A 17,090-nucleotide genomic window follows, 5' to 3' on the forward strand; every position below is an offset into this window, starting at 1 on the left:
GCCCTCAGGCCGCTTGCGCCAAACATTTCGCGCAGGTCCCGCGAAATTCGATCACCGCCTTCTTGGCGGCGAAGCCGGTCGAGTTGACCCATTCGTTCAGCCGGTGGTCGACGTCGTGATCGGACATTTCGGTCACCTGCCCGCAAGTATCGCATATGGCGAAGGCGGTCATCGAGTGGCTATGGTCGTGCGGCTCGGCGCAGGCGACGAAGGAATTAATGCTTTCCAGCCGGTGCACGAAACCTGATTTCACCAGCGTGTCGAGCGCGCGATAGACCTGCAATGGGGCGCGAAAACCGCGCTCGCGAAGCTGATCGAGCAAGGTGTAGGCGCTGAGCGGCCCGCTGGCGATCTCGAGTTTCTCGAGCACGCACAACTGGTTTTTCGTCAGCACATCCCTTGCCGCCATGGTCCTGTTCCACTTGTCCTGCACTGTTGGCGGGCTGTCTGCGCATGCAAACGGCCCGATCCCATTCAGATAGCGACGAACCGCCCTCTTTGCTACTCTTCTGTTGTTGTCCCGGGCCAATCGATGACGCGCGGGCACATTGGCAGAAATCTCGACGAGGGTAGCCAAGGGTGTGCCAGGCACCATTGGCCTGCCGACCCACGCGGCGATCAACGCCGCCTCAGGGAGGCCGGCCACGCCCTGACTGGACTTCATCCGCGAAGGCCGGCGCGAGCAATTCCGCCAGCCTTTATTAGCCGGCTTCAGCTATTTCCTCGGCGGGCCTTTGCGCTCGGCGGAAGCAGCCCACAGGTTGATGTCGGACTCGCGCGCGTATGTATCGATTTCGGCCAGTTCGGCGTCGCTGAAGTCGAGCACCTTCAGCGCCCCGACGCAATCCTCGACCTGCTCGGGCCGGCTGGCGCCGATCAGCGCCGAGGTAACCCGGCCCCTGCGCAGCACCCAGGCCAAGGCCATTTGGGCCAGCGTCTGGCCGCGCTTGCCGGCGATCGCGTTGAGCGCCTTGATGTTGGCAATGGTGCGGTCGTTGATGAAAGCTGTCTTGAGCGACTTGCCTTGGGAGGCCCGGCTGCCATCGGGAATGCCGCCGAGATATTTGTCGGTCAGCATGCCTTGCGCCAGCGGCGAGAACACGATGGAGCCGACGCCGAGCCCCTCGAGCGTGTCGAGCAGTCCGTCCTCCTCGACCCAGCGGTTCAGCATCGAATAGCTCGGCTGATGGATGACGCAGGGCGTACCGAGTTGCCTCAATATGTCGGCGGCCTCGCGGGTGCGCTGCGAATTGTAGGACGAGATGCCGGCGTAGAGCGCCTTGCCCGAACGCACCGCATGGTCGAGCGCGCCCATGGTTTCTTCGAGCGGCGTATCGGGATCGAAGCGGTGCGAATAGAAGATGTCGACATAGTCGAGGCCCATCCGCTTCAGGCTCTGGTCGAGGCTGGCCAGCATGTATTTGCGCCCGCCCCATTCGCCGTAGGGGCCGGCCCACATTTCGTAGCCGGCCTTGGTCGAGATGATCAGTTCGTCGCGATAGGCGGCAAAATCAGTACGCAGTATCTCGCCGAAAGCCGTCTCGGCCGAGCCGGGCGGCGGCCCATAATTGTTGGCGAGGTCGAAATGGGTGATGCCAAGATCGAAGGCCTTTCGCACGATCGCCTGCTTGGTCCGATGCGGCGTGTCGTCGCCGAAATTGTGCCACAGCCCGAGCGAGATCGCCGGCAGCTTGAGGCCGGACCGACCGCAGCGGTTGTAGATCATTTTCTCGTAGCGGTTTTCAGCGGCGATATAGGGCATGGGGAAATCCTCGAATTTGAACGGACAGGGCACCGTCATCGCAGAGGCGATGAGCATGCCCGTACCCCATCCTTTACCCCCTCCCCGGAGGAACGGGGAGAGGGGTAAGGCAAAATTATCGATAATCCATGCGACTACGTCTTCTTGGCCAGCAGCTCCTTGGCCTGCTTGACGCCAAGCGCGGCCGGACGCTCGCAAGTGGTCTGCATGGCGACGAACTTGCCGGTTTCGCCGGAGCGCAGGAGGCCGGTCATGACATCGACGGCATGCAGCGCGAGTTCCATCGAGCAGCGGTGCGGCCGCCCTTCGGCGATCGCCAGCGCCATGTCGGCCAGGCCCGCCGTGCGGTAATTGGCCATCATGCCTTGGCCATGCATCTCATTGGGAACGCCAAGCGGATGCTTCCATTTCGGCAGCTTCTTGACCGGCTTGCCTTCTTCGGTGAAGCGCACGTCGCCGCCGAAGAAGTTCGGATCCGGCACGAACACCGTCCCGCCCTCGCCATAGAGTTCCATCGGCGCGTGGCCGTGAGCCCACACATCCCAGCTGGTGTTCAGCGTCACCACGGCGCCGTTCTCGAATTCCAGCAGGCCATGGATGGTGGTCGGCGTGTTGACCGGGATTTTTTCGCCCGCGCGCGGCTTTGAGCTGATGGTCCGTTCCTTGGCGGGGGTCGTCGCGAAGGCCGCTACCTGCTTCACCGGCCCGATCAGCTGGATCAGATTGGTGATGTAGTACGGTCCGATGTCGAGCACTGGTCCCGCCCCGGGCTGGAAGAAGAAGTCGGGATTGGGGTGCCAATGCTCCATACCGTGGCCCATGACGTGGCAGGTGCCGCTGGTGATCTTGCCAAGCCTCCGCTCGTCGATCAGTTCGCGCACCAACTGGTGCGCGCCGCCGAGGAACGTGTCCGGCGCCGAGCCGATGCGCAGCCCCCTCTTCTGCGCCCGCGCCTTGAGGTCCTGACCCTCCTTGAGCGACAGCACGAACGGCTTTTCGGAATAGACATGCTTGCCGGCATCGAGCACCTGCTTCGAGACCTCGTAATGCACGGCCGGAATGGTCAGGTTGACGATGATGTCGATATCGTCGGCCTTGAGCAGATCCTCGACGGTCTCGGCGCGCAGCTTGAATTCCTTCGCCCGCGCCCTGGCCGCGTCCATGTTGATGTCGGCGCAGGCGCGCATCTCGATGCCGCGAAACAACGGCGCCAGCGAAAAATACGCCTTCGAGATGTTGCCGCAGCCGATGACGCCAACACCCAATTTCCCAGTACCCAGCTTCTTTGCCATGGTGGTTGTTCCTAGTAGCTCTTGACGGTTGCGATCGAGCGGCGGGCGAAGCGCTCGATGTCGTTGGGATTGTCCTGTTCCATGACAAAGTATTTCGCCGCGCTCTTGGCCCGCAGCACCTTGATCAGGCCGGCCCAATCGATCGTGCCGTGGCCGACATCCGACCAGCCATCCTCATCCAGCCCCTCGCCCGCCTTCGCCATGTCCTTGACGTGGACGGCGACGATGCGCTGGCCGTGCTTTTCGATCCAGGGCAGCGGATCGGAGCCGCCGCGCACCACCCAGGCGACGTCCATTTCCCAGCCAATATCGGGCGCGGACGACAAGATATGATCCTGCGGCACCGAGCCGTCGGCGAGTGCCTTGAACTCGAAATCATGGTTGTGCCAGGCGAAGCCATAGCCGGCCTTCGACGCGACCTCGCCGACCTTGGCCAGCCGCTCGCCGAAGCCGCGCCAGCCGGCGGCGTCGGATGGCCTGTCCTCGGCCATCAGATACGGACAGATCAAAAGCTTGACGCCGAGCGTTTCGGCGATCCGGCGCACACCGTCGAAATCATTCTCCAGCGCATCGATGGAAAAATGCCCGGTCGGCATGGCAAGGCCGTTCTTGTTGAGCTCGGCGCGGAAGGCCTTGGGATCGTCATAGACGCCGCCGAACCCTTCGACCTCGGCGTAGCCGAGCTTGCCGAGCATTTCGAGCACATCGGTCCAGGGCAAGAAATTGCGGGCGCTGTAAAGTTGGAATGACCAGTTCATCGTCTCTGTCCGTTCTGCTTGGGGATTGTCCTTGGGAGGATGGTTTTCTTGGGAGCTACATGCGGTTGCCGGATGGAGTATCGAACAGCGAGGCGCGGGCAGGATCAAAGCCGATCCTGATCGGGTCGCCATTGCGCAGCGTTTTTTCCGCCTCGACACGGAAGGAAAAAATGCGGCCGCCGAGCTTCGTCCACACCAGCGTATCGGAGCCCATCGGCTCGACGATCTCGACGGCGGCATCGGTGGCGAAGGGCATGGAATTCGCGGCCTCGCCAAAGGCAACGTGCTCGGGGCGAACCCCGAACACGCAAGGCCCGCTTTTGTTGCCGGTGCCGTCGAAGCCATAGCGCTCGAGCGGTATGGTCAAATCCCCGGTCTTGAACACCGCCGTCGTGCCGGTCTCCAGCTGCCCCTCGACGAAATTCATCGCAGGCGAACCGAGGAAGCCGGCGACAAACCGGTTGACCGGGCGGTTGTAGATGGTCTGCGGCGCGTCGAGCTGCTGGATGACGCCGCCCTTCATCACCGCGATGCGGTCGGCCAGCGTCATTGCCTCGATCTGGTCGTGGGTGACATAGATCATCGTGTTCTGCAGCTTGCGGTGCAGAAGCTTGATCTCGACACGCAGCTCCGAACGCAGCTTGGCATCGAGATTGGACAGCGGTTCGTCGAACAGGAAGACGTCGACATCGCGCACCAGCGCCCGTCCGATCGCCACGCGCTGGCGCTGGCCGCCGGAAAGGGCCGCCGGCTTGCGCTGCAGCAACGGCTCGATCTGCAGGATCTCGGCGGCGCGCGCGATGCGCTTGGCGATCTCGTCCTTGGCGATGCCGGCGACACGCAGCCCGAAGGACAGGTTCTTCTCCACCGTCATTTGCGGATAGAGCGCATAGGACTGGAAGACCATGCCGATGCCGCGGTCCTTGGGCTCTTCCCAGGTGACGTTCTTGCCCTTGATGAAGATGCGGCCTTCCGAAATGTCGAGCAGACCGGCGATGCAGTTGAGCAAGGTCGACTTGCCGCAGCCGGAAGGCCCGAGCAGCACGATGAACTCGCCTTCGGCGACATCGAGATTGAGCGTCTGCAGCACCGAGACCGCGCCGAAGTTCAGCGACAGGTCCTGGATCGAAACGCTGGTGCCGTTCGCCGCCATCGCCATCACCCTTTCACCGCGCCGGCGGCGATGCCGCGCACGAACAATTTGCCGGAAATGAAATAGACGATCAGCGGCACCAACCCGGTCAGGATGGTGGCGGCCATGTTGACGTTGTATTCCTTCACGCCTTGCACCGAATTGACGATGTTGTTGAGCTGCACCGTCATCGGATAGGTGTCGGGACGGGTGTAGACGACGCCGAACAGGAAGTCGTTCCAGATGCCGGTCACCTGCAGGATGACGGCGACGACGAAGATCGGCAGTGACATCGGCAGCATGATGCGCAGGTAGATGCCCCAGAAGCCGGCGCCATCGACGCGCGCCGCCCGGAACAGTTCCTCCGGCATGGATGTGAAATAATTGCGGAACAGAAGCGTCAGGATCGGCATGCCGAAAATGGAATGCACGATCACCAGGCCGGTAAGGCTGCCATAGAGGCCGATCTCGCGCAGGATGATGACGATGGGATAGATCATCACCTGGTAGGGAATGAAGGCGCCGACGATCAGGATGATAAAGAAGGTGTCGGCGCCCTTGAAGCGCCAGTTGGCCAGCGCGTACCCGTTCACCGAGGCGATTGCGATCGACAGGATCACCGAGGGAACGGTGATGCGCACCGAATTCCAGAACCCGCGCGAGAGCCCGTCGCAATTGAGGCCGGTGCAGGCCTGCGACCACGCCTTGACCCAGGGCTCGAAGGTGATCTCGAGCGGCGGCGAGAAAATGTTGCCGAGGCGGATCTCCGGCATGCCCTTCAGCGAGGTGACGACCATCACATAGAGCGGCAGGAGATAGTAGAGCGCCACCACGATGAGCGTGCCGTACAGGAAAATGTTACGGCGCGAGAACATGTGCCGCGGCTTTGGTCCGCTCGGGCCGGAGGCGCCAGCCCGGAGGTTTGACGACGTGGCGGACAAGGAGACGGCATGATCAGACACGCTTGCGGCCTCCGAATTCGAGATAGGCCCACGGCACGATGACGATCATCACCGACAGCAGCATCATGGTCGAGGCGGCAAAGCCCTGGCCGAGATTCTGGGCGAAGAACATGTAGTCGTAGACGTATTTGGCCGGCACTTCGGAGGCGATGCCCGGCCCGCCGCTGGTCTGCGCGACGACGAGGTCATAGACCTTGACGATGCCCGACGCGATGATCACCAGCGTGGTGATGAACACCGGCCGCATCATCGGGATGATGATGAACAGATAAGTCTTCCACATGGGAATCCCGTCCACCCGTGCGGCCTTCCAGATGTCCTCGTCGATGCCGCGCAGGCCCGCCAGCATCAGGCACATGATCAGCCCTGTACCCTGCCAAAGCGCCGCGATCGATATGCCGTAGATGACGATGCTGGAATTGTAGAGCGGATTGAAATCGAAGCTGGCCCAGCCGAGGCTTCGTACCACGCCCTGGACGCCGAAATCCGGATTGAGCAGCCATTGCCAGACAAGGCCGGTGACGATGAAGGAGAGCGCGAAGGGGTAGAGGAAGATGGTGCGGAACGTGTCCTCGAAACGGATCTTCTGGTCGAGCAGGGCCGCCAGCAGAAAACCGATCACCAGCGAGAACACCAGTGAGATCACACCGTAGATCAAGAGGTTCTCGATCGAAATCAGCCAGCGCGGCGTCGCCCACAGCCGGTAATACTGGTCGAGCCCGACGAAATTCAGCCGCGGCAGCAGCTTCGAATTGGTGAAGGAGTAGAGCACCGTCCACGCGGTGCCGCCGACAAAGACCACCATTGCGGTGAGGATCATCGGGATCGAAGCGACCTTCGCATTGAGATTGCGGAAGAGTTGGCTCGGGCGTTCGCTCTTGCTCATCGGTACAGCCGTGCTGGATCGGATAAGGGCGGAAAGTCAGCACGCCTTGGCTCCCGGCCCTGCCTGGCAAGGTCGGGAGCGGACGGCTCGTCGGTCGTCAATCAGCCGAAGCGATGATGTCGGCGAAGCGCTTCTGCGCCTCTTCGAGGCTCATGTCGGGCTTGGCGAAGAACTCCGAGAACAGGTCCTCCTTCTGCTTCTGGCTGTCCTGCGAGAGCAGCTGGTCCGTCCATGGGATGACCGCGCCCTTGGCCAGGATAGCGAGGCCTTTCTTCATGCAATCGTTGGCCGCGTTGAGATCGACGTCGCCGCGCACCGGCAGCGAGCCCTTCTTGAGGTTGAAGGCGACCTGGGTCTTGGGATCGAGCAGCGTCTCGGCCAGCACCTCCTGCGCCTTGGCCTTGTCGGCGTCCTTGAGCAGCGGAAAATAGAAGGCGTCGCCCCCTGTAGCGATGACCTCGTTCAGGCCGAGGCCGGGAAGGCAGGTGTAATCCTTGCCGGCGGTCTTGCCGGCGACCTGGAACTCGCCCTGCGCCCAGTCGCCCATGATCTGGCCGCCGGCCTTACCGGTGATGACCATGTTGGTGGCCTGGTTCCAGTCCTGCACATTCGTGTTCTTGGCCATCTTGCGCGCATCGTCGGCCGCTTTGAACACCTTGGCGACTTCAGGACCGGCTGCGAACTTGGCGTCCTTGTCCTTGTAGACCTTGAGGAAGGTGTCGGTTCCGCCGACCGCGGCAAGCAGCACGTCGAAGGCGCCCGATGCCTGCCAGGCCTGCCCACCGACCGCGAGCGGCACGATGCCTGCCTTCTCCAGCGCCGGAGCGGCGGCCACATACTCGTTCCAGTTCTTCGGCACCGGCACGCCGGCCTTCTCGAACGCCGCGTTCGACAGCCACAGCCACTGCCAGGAATGGATGTTGACCGGCACGCAATAGATCTTGCCGTCGATGGTGCAAGAGTCGAGCAGGCTCTTGGGCCGTACCACTTCCGTCCACTTGCCCTTGGTGGCGACATCGGTGAGATCGCGCATCAGGCCAGCCTGAACCAGCTCTTCCGCTTGCCTGCCGTGATTGAACTGCGTGGCCCCCATCGGATCGCCGCCGGTGATGCGGCTGATCATGATCGGCCGCGCCGTGCCGCCGGATCCGGCGATGGCGCCGTCGACCCAGTGATTGCCGGTGGCGTCGAATGCCTTGGCGAGTTCGGCGACCGCCGCCGCCTCGCCGCCGGAGGTCCACCAATGGGTGACTTCCAGATCGGTCGCGGCCGCCGGCCCGGCAAAGTTGAGAGCAACCGTCGCGGCAAAGGCAGCGGTCAGGAATTTGTATCGCATTTCGGCTTCCTCCCAGAAATCTGAAACGTTACAGATTTTCGATACGGCAATTGAAGACCATACGCAACCCCTTCCGGCAAGTGTCACTTTGACATTTTTCGAGCTGCGAACAAAATCATCTCGCCGCCGCGGCATTGTGCGACGCAATATGCAAAACTGCACCGCTCTCTGGGTAAGAGCAGCAAGAAACTTGCCAAGAGCACGCTTCCCTCTGAATCCCAACGCTTTTTCGCCCCGCGGTTGACGGCGTCTTTTTTGCGTCCGCCCGCGCCCGTTTACACCGATCGTGACAAGCTGTAACGTTTCAGTATACTACTTCCACTGCAGGTGACGCGCCACGGGGAGCGGCCGCAACATTGCCGGGCTGCCCGGCGGCTGCTATGCGCCTGATGGGCGGGACGGATGAACAGACAGCGCACGGCCAAGGATGACGAGGCGACGGCACAGGAGCGGCCGACGCTGAAGACGCTTGCCTTCATGACCGGGCTCGGCGTCACCACCGTCTCGCGGGCCTTGAAGGACGCGCCCGAGATCGGCGCCGAGACCAGGCGCCGAGTCCAGCTCGTGGCCAAGCAGATCGGCTATCGGCCGAACCGCGCCGGCGTGCGCCTCAGGACCGGCAAGACCAATGTCATCAGCCTCGTGCTCAACACCGAGCACGAACTCATGAGCTTTGTCTCCGACATCATCTATGGCGTCACGGAAGTCATCGCCGACACGCCCTACCACCTGATCGTCACGCCTTATTCGCGCTCGCAGGATCCGCTGGATCCGGTGCGCTATCTCGTGGAGACCGGCTCCGCCGACGGCGTCATCATTTCACGCACGCAGCCGAACGATCCCCGGGCCCGCTACATGCTGGAGCGCGGCATTCCCTTCGCGACCCACGGCCGGACCGATATGGGGCTCGTGCATCCCTATCATGATTTCGACAATTACGCCTTCGCGGCCGAGGCGGTGCGCCATCTCGCCGGCCTGGGCCGCCGCCGGCTCGCTTTGGTGACGCCGCCGGTGGGTTTGAGCTACTACCGCCACACGGTCGACGGCTTTGCCGACGCTCTGAGCGAAGTCGGCGCCAGCGAGGTACCGTTCAACACCGTTTCGATCGACCACTCGATCGAACAGATCAGGAGGAGGACCGCGCAGCTGATGCGGCGCGACATCAGGCCGGACGGCATCGTCAGCAGCGCCGCCGCCGCGACCCTCGCCATCGTCGCCGGCATCGAGGACGCCGGCTTGAAGCTCGGCCGCGACGTAGACGTGGTGTCGAAGCAGTCGTCGGAACTGCTGCATCTGTTCAGGCATGAATTGCTGGTCGTGAACGAAGACTTCCGCCTGGCCGGGTCCGAACTCGCCCGCTCGGTGCTCGGCTGGATCGGCGGCGCCGCGCCCGGCTCGCTGCAGAGCCTGAGCGAACCGAAGGGCGTCGTGGCCTATCGGCGCTCTGACTGAGCGTCTGCCCGGATCTGATCGGGCAAGTCCACATGCATCCCGTCAAACCAGGAACCGTTCTGGTCGGTAGCCCCGCGGTTCACATGAAGTCCGAAGCCGGTTGCTCCCGGATCGGCTAGTTCGGCACGAAGCCGCATGCTCGGGATCAGATAATCGCCACCATTCTGCCGCCGATAGGGAATGGGCGCCGTGGTCGCCAGTGTCCGCATCCGTTCGCGCAGGCGTTCGGCGACAAGCTCGAAGCCCGCCGCATCGAGACGGTCCGCACTGTACATCACGAACGGCGGAAGCACGTCGTAGCCCGGATAATAGAGGATTCCGTGATTGATCGGGAACAGCAGGTCGTCGATCGGTCCGTTGACGCCGCGCGGGGAGTAATGATCCTCCCAGCCGCCGGCTGTCACAATCAGCATCGCTCGCTTGCCCGCGAGTGTGCCCTCGCCGTACCGGTCACCCCATCGCTTGTCGCTATGTTCGCCGACGCCGTAGGCGAAGCCGTAGGCGAAGACCCGATCGACCCAGCCTTTCAAAATCGCCGGCATGGTGAACCACCACAGCGGAAACTGCAGGATCAGCGCATCGGCCCAAAGCAGCTTCTCGATCTCGGTCTTGACGTCTGCGGTCAGAGCATTGGACTCGTATGCTTGTTTGGAGGCCCCCACCGGCACCAGCCGCGCGTCTGGCGAAAGCTCGGGGAAGTCAGCGCGGTCGACCTCCGATTTCCAACCGTCCGCATAGAGGTCGGACACCCGAACCTCGTGGCCTTGAGCCTTGAGTTCCTTGACGGCGACGTCACGCAGCGTGCCGTTGAGCGACCGTGGCTCGGGATGGGCAAAGACAAGTAGGACTTTCATGATCCGTCGATCCTCTGTTGGAAACATTGACCCTGAGATAGCCAACAGCCGCATCATCCGCTACATGTCGAGAATGCATAATATTCTGCCGATTAATGGATAAATCAGCTGTCACGCTCGAGCGCATGCGCACCTTCGTGCGCGTTGCTGAACGAGGCAGTCTGTCGGCGGTCGCGCGTGAACTCAGGATCGGCCAGTCGACAGTCACGCGCCATTTGAGGGAACTGGAGGAGGCCGTCGGCGTCGCCCTGCTCAGCAGGACCACCCGGCGTGTCACGATGACCGATGAGGGCAGCCGCTATTATGCAGACAGCGTGCAGATCCTGCGCCTTGTCGAACAGGCGGGCGACGAGGTTCGCGGCACGCGCGCGGCGCCCGCGGGCACGATCCGGCTCTCCTGCACCGCCGCCATTGGGGTGCTGCATGTCAGCCGGCTTATCTTCGCGTTTCAGGACCGCTATCGCGACATCGGCGTCGATCTCAGCCTCACCGACGAACGCATCGACCTCGTCATGGAAGGCGTCGACATCGCGCTTCGTCTCGGCCCGCTCACCGACAGTTCCATGAAATTGCGAGCGCTCGGCCAATCCCGGCGACTGCTCGTGGGGGCGCCCGACTATCTCGCTGAACGCGGCAGGCCTGAAGGTCCCGGGGACCTGGCCGATCACGAAGGTATCCGGATGTCAAACGTTGCCGGCAGCGACACCCTTGTGCTGCAAGGACCAGACGGCAACCGCCATACAGTGCCGTTTGCAGGGCGCCTCCGGGTCGACCACGGGCTTGCCGCACGCGAAGCCCTGCTCGCCGGGCGCGGCATTGCGCCCGCCCACCAATGGCTTGTCGGCGATCTCCTGGCGTCCGGCCGGCTTGAAGCGATTCTGCCTGACTATGCGCTGCCTTCGGTTCCGCTCAGCATGCTGATCGTCCCCGAACGGGCGGGCATCGCCCGGGTCCGGCTGCTGGTCGATTTTCTTGCCCAACAGGTCGGCGGCATCCCCGGAATCGAGAAGCCACATGTGGAGCGGTGAGTATTCCGGCACGGCAGCCAAGCTAAGCCGGATGTCTTCATAGCGTGATCTAGCCAGCCGCGCCGCTGCCCCACGGTCCGTGGAACGCGCCCTGCTCGCCGATGCGCTCGAAACCATGCGCCCCGAAGAAGTCGCGCTGCGCCTGGATCAGGTTCGAGGTGCCGCGGCCCTGGCGGTAGCTGTCGAAATAGGCAAGCGCCGAAGACAGTGCAGGCACCGGCGCGCCGGCTTCGGAAGCCCTCGCCACGACGCGCCGCAGCGACGGATGCGCCTCCTGCATCAGGCTGATGAAGGCAGGCGCCATCAACAGGTTGGTGGAAGCGCCACCACTGAAAGCCTCGGCCATCGTGTCGAGCATCTGCGAGCGGATGATGCAGCCGGCGCGCCAGATCTTGGCGATGGTCGGCATCGGCAGGTTCCAGTTGAACTCCTTCGAAGCGCCGCTCATCACCGCGAAGCCCTGCGCGTAGGCGGCGATCTTGCCGGCGAACAGCGCCAGTTCGAGGTCTTTCAGCAGCCCGTCCTTGTCGCCGGAAATCCTGGTCACGCCGATATTGCCATAGGCCTTTTCCGCCGCCTGCCGCTCGTCCTTGATCGACGACAGCACGCGCGCCGCCACCGCCGCTTCGATCGCGGTTGCCGGAATGCCGAGCTGCTGCGCCTCGATGACGGACCATTTGCCGGTGCCCTTCTGGCCGGCGCGGTCGAGGATGATGTCGACCACCGGCTTGCCGGTCTTCGGATCGTCGGCGGCGAGCACCTTGGCGGTGATCTCGATCAGGTAGGAATTGAGCCGGCCCTTGTTCCAGTTGGAAAATACCGTGGCGATCTCCTTCGGCCCCATGCCCAGGCCGTCACGCAGGATGCCGTAGATTTCGGCGATCATCTGCATGTCGGCATATTCGATGCCGTTATGGATGGTCTTGACGAAATGCCCGGCGCCGTCGGTGCCGAGCCATGCGGCGCAAGGTTCCTCCTTGAACTTGGCGGAGATCGCGGTCAGCACCTTCTCGACGCGCTTCCAGGAGTCTTCCGTGCCGCCGACCATGATCGAGGGTCCGTGGCGCGCGCCCTCCTCACCGCCGGAGACACCCATGCCGATGAAGGTCAAACCCGAGCCAGAGAGCTCGGAGAAGCGCCGCATCGTATCGCGGAAATTGGCATTGCCGGCATCGATGACGATATCGTTGTCGGACAGCACGCCACGCAGCGCTTCGATCTGCTCGTCGACCGGCTTGCCGGCCAGCACCATGATGATGATCGGACGCGGCGGCCGGATCGCGGCGGCGAGTTCCTCCAGGCTGTAGCAGGGGACGACCATGTCCCTGAGCGCACCGGAATTCTCGACGAAAGCGTCGGTGCGTGCCCTTGTGCGGTTGAAGACGGCGATGCGGTGCCCGTGCTCGGCGATGTTCAGCGCCAGGTTGGAGCCCATAGTGCCAAGGCCGATCAGGCCGATTTCGGCTTTTTCCATCGTTTCTTCCCTGCTTTCGGATCTGGTGTTTTCGAGCTTGCGCTCATTGTTGCTTGAATGATTGACGGCCCTTCAGGCCCGCGTCAACCGCCTCGCCCAATTGTGTGGCTGGGGCGTTACGGTCTGATGTCGACCGGCGCCTCGATCTTCACCATCTCGAAGTCCGAGACCAGGATGTCTATGCGCACCATCCAGCGGCCGGGTACCGGGATGATGAGGTTGTCGACACGCCAGCTGCCGTCGCCGGGCCTGGTCGCCGCGCGCTTCAGCGGTTCGATGCCGGAATCGGGCTTCGACAGCACCAGCGTCACCTCCTTGGCGTCGAGCGGTCCGAAATCGCCGGTCATGATGATCATCGAGGCGACCACCGGCCCCGCATGGCCTGGCGTGATGCTGAGATCGGCCATCGCCTGCAGCGCGTGGATGTGGACCGAAACCGGCTGCGCCGCCGCGATCGCCAATGCTCGTGGCGGCGGGGTGAAGCGCCAGCTCGCGGCGACCCCGAAGATCGCCAGCACGATCAGCACTTCGACGCCGACCGAGCGGGTGAGCCTGCGTTGCACCTCGGTCCCTCCCGCCTCGGCCGAAGCGGTGAGCTTCCAGCGATTGACGGCGGCAAGGGTGAACAGGAAGACCAGCAGCGCGAGCTTGACCAGCAGCAGCCGGCCATAGGCTGTGTCGACCAGCGCCGAGGGTATCTGCACCTGGATCACGGCCAGCACGATGCCCGCCGCGGCAAGTAAGGCCACCACAGGCAGGATAGCCCATGAGAAGTGGTGCAGGAATTCGACGGCGCCCGCCGCTTGACGCTTCAGCGCGAGGCCGAGCGGCACCAAAGCGCCGGCCCAGAAAGCGATGCCGACGCCATGCACGAAGACCAGCGGCCGTGTCAGCCATTGCGGTTCGGCGGCACTGGCATGGCCGCTGGCGGCGAGTGCGACGCCGACGCCAGCCAGCCCGGCAAGGGCAAGCGGCCTGGCGGCCGCGCGCGGTCCGGCCAGCGACAGCAGGCCAAGTCCCAAGGCGACCAGGGCGATCAGCACCGTCCAGCCGAAGCTGGTGCCGAGCCCGGTGCGCCAGATCACCGGCTGCGCCAGATGGGAGAGCGGCGCCCCCAGCGCATCGAGCCCCTGAAAGCCCAGCGACAAGGGTGCCGCCACCAGCCCGCACAAGATCGCGGCCGCGACAAAGCGCTGGCCGGCACGGCCATCCCCGGCCAGCCAGGCAAAGGCGAACGCGCCGCCAATGCCGAGGAAAAGGCCTATGTAGAGAAAAACCTTGCCGATCCAGATCGCCGACCGCAGCGGCCAGTCAATCGCCTCGGAGACGGTCGGCGGCTCGCTTGGCGCGCCGACGGAAAACAGCAGCGAGCCGCCGACCGGATGGCCGTCGGCGGAAATGACACGCCAGCTCAGCACATGCGTACCGGATTTGAGCGCCCGCGGATTGTCGATCTCGACCGTCTGGTCGCTGAGACGGAAGTGGGTCAGCGGAACCGGGGTGCCGTCGGGCATCACCAACGTCAGCACCAACGGCGAGACCGGCTCGCTGAAGGTCAGCGAGAACCGCGCCGGGGCCTGCGCCAGCACCGCACCGTCGGCCGGATCGGTCTTGATCAGCGCCGCATGGGCAAGGGCCGGGCTTGTCGAGGCCATGACGATGAACGCCATGGCCGCGGCGAGCAGCCCGCCGGCAATCCAGCCGACGAGCTTGCTGTTCGTATCGGCTATCCAGGAAGGTATTGCGATCATGCCATGCCATGGGGATGCGGCGCGCGCACCGCCGTCGTGGCCTTGCCGTCGCAACCGTGCGGCACGCGCAGTACAGCCTTGTAGGTCGAGCCGACTGCCGCCTCCTGGGTCTCGAGCGTGATGTGCGCGAAGGCGGCATTTGTCCCCAGCACGAGAAACGCGCCGGCCGCCAAAAGATATTTGTTCATGATGGTCCCTCTGATTTCAAAATTGGTGATCGGCGCGATCAATTGGCGTGGTCGTCCATGCCGCCCATTTCGCCCATGCCTTCGACGGCGAACTCGATATTGACCGTGCCGGCCTTCTCGAAGGTCAGTGTGGCGGCGAATTTTTCACCCTGCTTGGGTTGCCGCTTCAGGCCGATGAACATCAGGTGGTAGCCTCCCGGCGCCAGCGCCACCTTGCCGCCTGCCGGGACTTCCAGGCCACCATCCACCGGCCGCATGGTCATGACGCCGTCCTTGACGCCCATTTGATGCAGCTCGGCCTTTTCCGAGACGTCGGAGGAAATCGACAGCAGCCGGTCTGGTGTACTGCCCTTGTTGACGATGGTGAAATAGCCGCCGGCCACCTTGGCGCCGGCCGGCGTGGCGCGCGACCAGGGATGTTCGATTTCGAGATCGCCGACCTTGAATTCATGCGCCAGGACGGCCTGGGCGCCCAGGAAGACAAGCGCGAGGGCCAACGCGGCAATGCCGAAATCGGCTTTGAAGCGGGACAGGGTGCGGCCGAACACAGTGCCCGCCGATATACGGAAAGAATGGGACATGGTTGCTCCACGACGTGATGATCGCGCCGTCGCCGGTCGCGAATGCTTGATCTTGGATGAGTACGCTCGCGAAAGGTTCCGCAAGCAAGCAGGCTCAAGCCGCCAGTGGCGGCGCGCGCGGGTTCGATGGGGAGCGTTCGCGGGCGAAGTCGAGATGCGTGGTCGCCGGGAAGACGAAGGCGACGGTCTCGAAGGAAAGGGACGCAAGTGCAAGCCCGGCATCGGCCGGCGGCGCATAGGCCGGCGAAAACATGCTGCAGCCGAGTGTGCAGCAGGCCGGCGGATGGGACGGGTGCTGGTCGCCGCCGGGAAGCTGTGTGGCGCCATCGTGGGTACAGATGACGTTGCCGAAGGCATCGAGCTGCGCGGTATCAGGCCCGATGCTGAAGGCGAACGCACCAAGTGTCGACTGGAGCAACAGCAGACAGGCCGCGACAAGCGCGACCGGCATGCTCCAGCGTCTCTCCCGGCGGTTCACCATTTGCCTCTTCAAATCGATGACTATCCCTACCACGGCAGCCAGAGGTCGAAAATCGTCAATTCCATGCTGCGGCAACACGGCAGGATCAGTTCTTTTGGGATGGCCGGCTTTCCGGGATGGAGGTCAGCAATGTCTGGCGGGCCGACTTCAGGTGCTTGCGGCAGGCGGCATCGACCTTGCCGAGATCGCGCGACTTGAGCGCCTCGATATAGGCAAGATGCTCGCCGATCGCGACTTCGTTGCGCTCGCGTTCCTGTGCCTTGTTCCACTGGTAGTGGTAGTGGAAGATCATGGCGATGACGTCGTAGAAATCGACGATGAAGCGGTTGCGTGAGGCGCGATGAATGAGCCGGTGCAAGCGCTCGTCCAGCTCCGAGAACTCATTGAAACGCGTCGCGATCTCGCGTGCCAGAACGCGGTGTTCCCCTTCCAGCCGATCGAGATCGCCCCATACCGGACTGTCCTGCGGCAGCGCCGTGAAGGCGGCGGCCGAGCGCAATTCGAACATTTCGCGGATCTCGGTCAGTTCCAGCGCGAAGGCCCGCGTGAAGCCTTTCAGCACCCAATGGCTGTTGCGGCGTTTTTCGATCAGGCCGAAGCGGGAGAAGCGGATCAGGAACTCGCGTACGCTGGTGGTGCCGACGCCGATCTCGCGCGCCAGTTCGAGCTCGTTGATCTGCATGCCGGCCTCGGCGCCGCCGGCCAGCAGCCTGCGCATGAACGACCGTTCGATGATCTCGGCCAGCGTGTCGGTCTCTTCCTCGGGAAAGAAATCATCCGCACGTGGATCGCGCAGCACCGTCTTGGCGCGCTTGTTCCAGGCGATCAACCCGGTTTCTTCCATGCGCGCCAGGATGCTGCGCACGGTCGTGCGGCTGACTCCCAGCAAGGCGCCAAGTTCCGGTTCCGAGGGCAGGCTGCGCGTCTCATCGAGCAGCCTCAGACAACGGTTATAGGCGTCCTTGTAGACGTTGTTGCTCTTCGACATCCCCTGACCCGTTGCACGCCAGCGCTTGCGGCGGCCGGCTTGAAGCGCAATATGACGTTCCATCGTCTGCAGCGCCACCACTTACCCAGGGCGGAACCGCCGTGAAAAAACAATTGACGCAAAACTGTTTTTTCACGATAAAAGACATTAACTCTTAACAGGCGC

The 17,090-nt window shown here is 63.3% G+C and carries 17 protein-coding genes; 2 read left to right on the forward strand and 15 right to left on the reverse strand.

Going from position 1 to position 17,090, the window contains the following annotated elements:
• Positions 1 to 4: 4 nt before the first annotated feature.
• The 8 genes from LB554_RS25240 to LB554_RS25275 all read right to left on the reverse strand — a co-directional run bounded on the left by LB554_RS25240 (position 5) and on the right by LB554_RS25275 (position 8,128).
• Positions 5 to 409 carry a Fur family transcriptional regulator gene (locus LB554_RS25240; RefSeq protein WP_015315682.1) on the reverse strand — a complete coding sequence of 135 codons (405 nt, stop codon included), beginning with the start codon at positions 407 to 409 and terminating at the stop codon, positions 5 to 7.
• A gap of 306 nt (positions 410 to 715) precedes the next feature.
• Positions 716 to 1,762, reverse strand: a complete 1,047-nt coding sequence (gene mgrA / locus LB554_RS25245; protein ID WP_140661851.1) for an L-glyceraldehyde 3-phosphate reductase — start codon at positions 1,760 to 1,762, stop codon at positions 716 to 718.
• A gap of 134 nt (positions 1,763 to 1,896) precedes the next feature.
• Positions 1,897 to 3,054, reverse strand: a complete 1,158-nt coding sequence (locus LB554_RS25250) for a Gfo/Idh/MocA family protein (protein WP_224587516.1) — start codon at positions 3,052 to 3,054, stop codon at positions 1,897 to 1,899.
• Positions 3,055 to 3,065: 11 nt separating this feature from the next.
• Positions 3,066 to 3,812: a sugar phosphate isomerase/epimerase family protein gene (locus LB554_RS25255; RefSeq protein WP_224587519.1), complete on the reverse strand. Its 747-nt coding sequence runs from the start codon at positions 3,810 to 3,812 to the stop codon at positions 3,066 to 3,068.
• Positions 3,813 to 3,867: 55 nt separating this feature from the next.
• Positions 3,868 to 4,971, reverse strand: a complete 1,104-nt coding sequence (locus LB554_RS25260) for an ABC transporter ATP-binding protein (RefSeq protein ID WP_411962653.1) — start codon at positions 4,969 to 4,971, stop codon at positions 3,868 to 3,870.
• The gene (locus tag LB554_RS25265; protein ID WP_140721116.1) at positions 4,971 to 5,906 is read right to left on the reverse strand and encodes a carbohydrate ABC transporter permease; all 936 of its coding nucleotides are present in this window, start codon (positions 5,904 to 5,906) and stop codon (positions 4,971 to 4,973) included. Before LB554_RS25265 ends, LB554_RS25260 begins: the two co-directional genes overlap by 1 nt.
• Positions 5,899 to 6,792 carry a carbohydrate ABC transporter permease gene (locus tag LB554_RS25270; RefSeq protein ID WP_140661686.1) on the reverse strand — a complete coding sequence of 298 codons (894 nt, stop codon included), beginning with the start codon at positions 6,790 to 6,792 and terminating at the stop codon, positions 5,899 to 5,901. The genes LB554_RS25265 and LB554_RS25270 overlap by 8 nt, the downstream gene beginning before the upstream one ends.
• Positions 6,793 to 6,889: 97 nt before the next feature.
• On the reverse strand, positions 6,890 to 8,128 hold the full coding sequence (locus LB554_RS25275; RefSeq protein ID WP_015315675.1) for an ABC transporter substrate-binding protein: 1,239 nt from the start codon (positions 8,126 to 8,128) through the stop codon (positions 6,890 to 6,892).
• A gap of 402 nt (positions 8,129 to 8,530) precedes the next feature.
• Between LB554_RS25275 and LB554_RS25280 the strand changes: the two genes are divergently transcribed.
• Positions 8,531 to 9,580, forward strand: a complete 1,050-nt coding sequence (locus LB554_RS25280; protein WP_140618913.1) for a LacI family transcriptional regulator — start codon at positions 8,531 to 8,533, stop codon at positions 9,578 to 9,580.
• Here LB554_RS25280 and LB554_RS25285 read toward each other — a convergent pair.
• Positions 9,562 to 10,434, reverse strand: a complete 873-nt coding sequence (locus LB554_RS25285) for an NAD(P)H-dependent oxidoreductase (protein ID WP_140618915.1) — start codon at positions 10,432 to 10,434, stop codon at positions 9,562 to 9,564. The genes LB554_RS25280 and LB554_RS25285 overlap by 19 nt on opposite strands.
• A gap of 95 nt (positions 10,435 to 10,529) precedes the next feature.
• Between LB554_RS25285 and LB554_RS25290 the strand changes: the two genes are divergently transcribed.
• Positions 10,530 to 11,462: a LysR family transcriptional regulator gene (locus LB554_RS25290; protein ID WP_224528962.1), complete on the forward strand. Its 933-nt coding sequence runs from the start codon at positions 10,530 to 10,532 to the stop codon at positions 11,460 to 11,462.
• 49 nt (positions 11,463 to 11,511) lie between these two features.
• Here the strand turns inward: LB554_RS25290 and gndA are convergent, their stop codons facing one another.
• From gndA to LB554_RS25320, 6 genes are all read right to left on the reverse strand, one after another.
• On the reverse strand, positions 11,512 to 12,936 hold the full coding sequence (gene gndA, locus LB554_RS25295) for an NADP-dependent phosphogluconate dehydrogenase (protein WP_015315671.1): 1,425 nt from the start codon (positions 12,934 to 12,936) through the stop codon (positions 11,512 to 11,514).
• Between the two features lie 116 nt (positions 12,937 to 13,052).
• Positions 13,053 to 14,687, reverse strand: coding sequence for a copper resistance CopC/CopD family protein (locus tag LB554_RS25300; protein WP_224587521.1), 1,635 nt, complete (start codon positions 14,685 to 14,687; stop codon positions 13,053 to 13,055).
• Entirely contained in the window at positions 14,684 to 14,917 is a 234-nt protein-coding gene (locus LB554_RS25305) for a DUF1775 domain-containing protein (RefSeq protein ID WP_411962654.1), read from the reverse strand. Before LB554_RS25305 ends, LB554_RS25300 begins: the two co-directional genes overlap by 4 nt.
• On the reverse strand, positions 14,914 to 15,456 hold the full coding sequence (locus tag LB554_RS25310) for a copper chaperone PCu(A)C (protein WP_140823912.1): 543 nt from the start codon (positions 15,454 to 15,456) through the stop codon (positions 14,914 to 14,916). Before LB554_RS25310 ends, LB554_RS25305 begins: the two co-directional genes overlap by 4 nt.
• 94 nt (positions 15,457 to 15,550) lie before the next feature.
• Complete coding sequence (locus LB554_RS25315; protein ID WP_224587523.1) at positions 15,551 to 15,907, reverse strand: DUF2946 family protein; 357 nt, start codon at positions 15,905 to 15,907, stop codon at positions 15,551 to 15,553.
• A gap of 115 nt (positions 15,908 to 16,022) precedes the next feature.
• Positions 16,023 to 16,925, reverse strand: coding sequence for a GntR family transcriptional regulator (locus tag LB554_RS25320; RefSeq protein WP_140618928.1), 903 nt, complete (start codon positions 16,923 to 16,925; stop codon positions 16,023 to 16,025).
• Between the last annotated feature and the right edge of the window lie 165 nt (positions 16,926 to 17,090).

The organism is Mesorhizobium sp. CO1-1-11 (assembly GCF_020164995.1).
Classification (GTDB): Bacteria; Pseudomonadota; Alphaproteobacteria; order Rhizobiales; family Rhizobiaceae; genus Mesorhizobium; species Mesorhizobium australicum.

Bases quoted from the DNA above. Each gene is read 5' to 3' on its own strand.
- LB554_RS25315 (WP_224587523.1), bottom strand. From the start codon at position 15,907: ATGCCGGTCGCGCTTGTCGCGGCCTGTCTGCTGTTGCTCCAGTCGACA.
- LB554_RS25275 (WP_015315675.1), bottom strand. From the start codon at position 8,128: ATGCGATACAAATTCCTGACCGCTGCCTTTGCCGCGACGGTTGCTCTC.
- LB554_RS25285 (WP_140618915.1), bottom strand. From the start codon at position 10,434: ATGAAAGTCCTACTTGTCTTTGCCCATCCCGAGCCACGGTCGCTCAAC.
- LB554_RS25280 (WP_140618913.1), top strand. From the start codon at position 8,531: ATGAACAGACAGCGCACGGCCAAGGATGACGAGGCGACGGCACAGGAG.
- mgrA (WP_140661851.1), bottom strand. From the start codon at position 1,762: ATGCCCTATATCGCCGCTGAAAACCGCTACGAGAAAATGATCTACAAC.
- LB554_RS25310 (WP_140823912.1), bottom strand. From the start codon at position 15,456: ATGTCCCATTCTTTCCGTATATCGGCGGGCACTGTGTTCGGCCGCACC.
- LB554_RS25240 (WP_015315682.1), bottom strand. From the start codon at position 409: ATGGCGGCAAGGGATGTGCTGACGAAAAACCAGTTGTGCGTGCTCGAG.
- LB554_RS25255 (WP_224587519.1), bottom strand. From the start codon at position 3,812: ATGAACTGGTCATTCCAACTTTACAGCGCCCGCAATTTCTTGCCCTGG.
- LB554_RS25320 (WP_140618928.1), bottom strand. From the start codon at position 16,925: ATGTCGAAGAGCAACAACGTCTACAAGGACGCCTATAACCGTTGTCTG.
- gndA (WP_015315671.1), bottom strand. From the start codon at position 12,936: ATGGAAAAAGCCGAAATCGGCCTGATCGGCCTTGGCACTATGGGCTCC.
- LB554_RS25260 (WP_411962653.1), bottom strand. From the start codon at position 4,971: ATGGCGATGGCGGCGAACGGCACCAGCGTTTCGATCCAGGACCTGTCG.
- LB554_RS25290 (WP_224528962.1), top strand. From the start codon at position 10,530: ATGGATAAATCAGCTGTCACGCTCGAGCGCATGCGCACCTTCGTGCGC.
- LB554_RS25250 (WP_224587516.1), bottom strand. From the start codon at position 3,054: ATGGCAAAGAAGCTGGGTACTGGGAAATTGGGTGTTGGCGTCATCGGC.
- LB554_RS25300 (WP_224587521.1), bottom strand. From the start codon at position 14,687: ATGATCGCAATACCTTCCTGGATAGCCGATACGAACAGCAAGCTCGTC.
- LB554_RS25270 (WP_140661686.1), bottom strand. From the start codon at position 6,792: ATGAGCAAGAGCGAACGCCCGAGCCAACTCTTCCGCAATCTCAATGCG.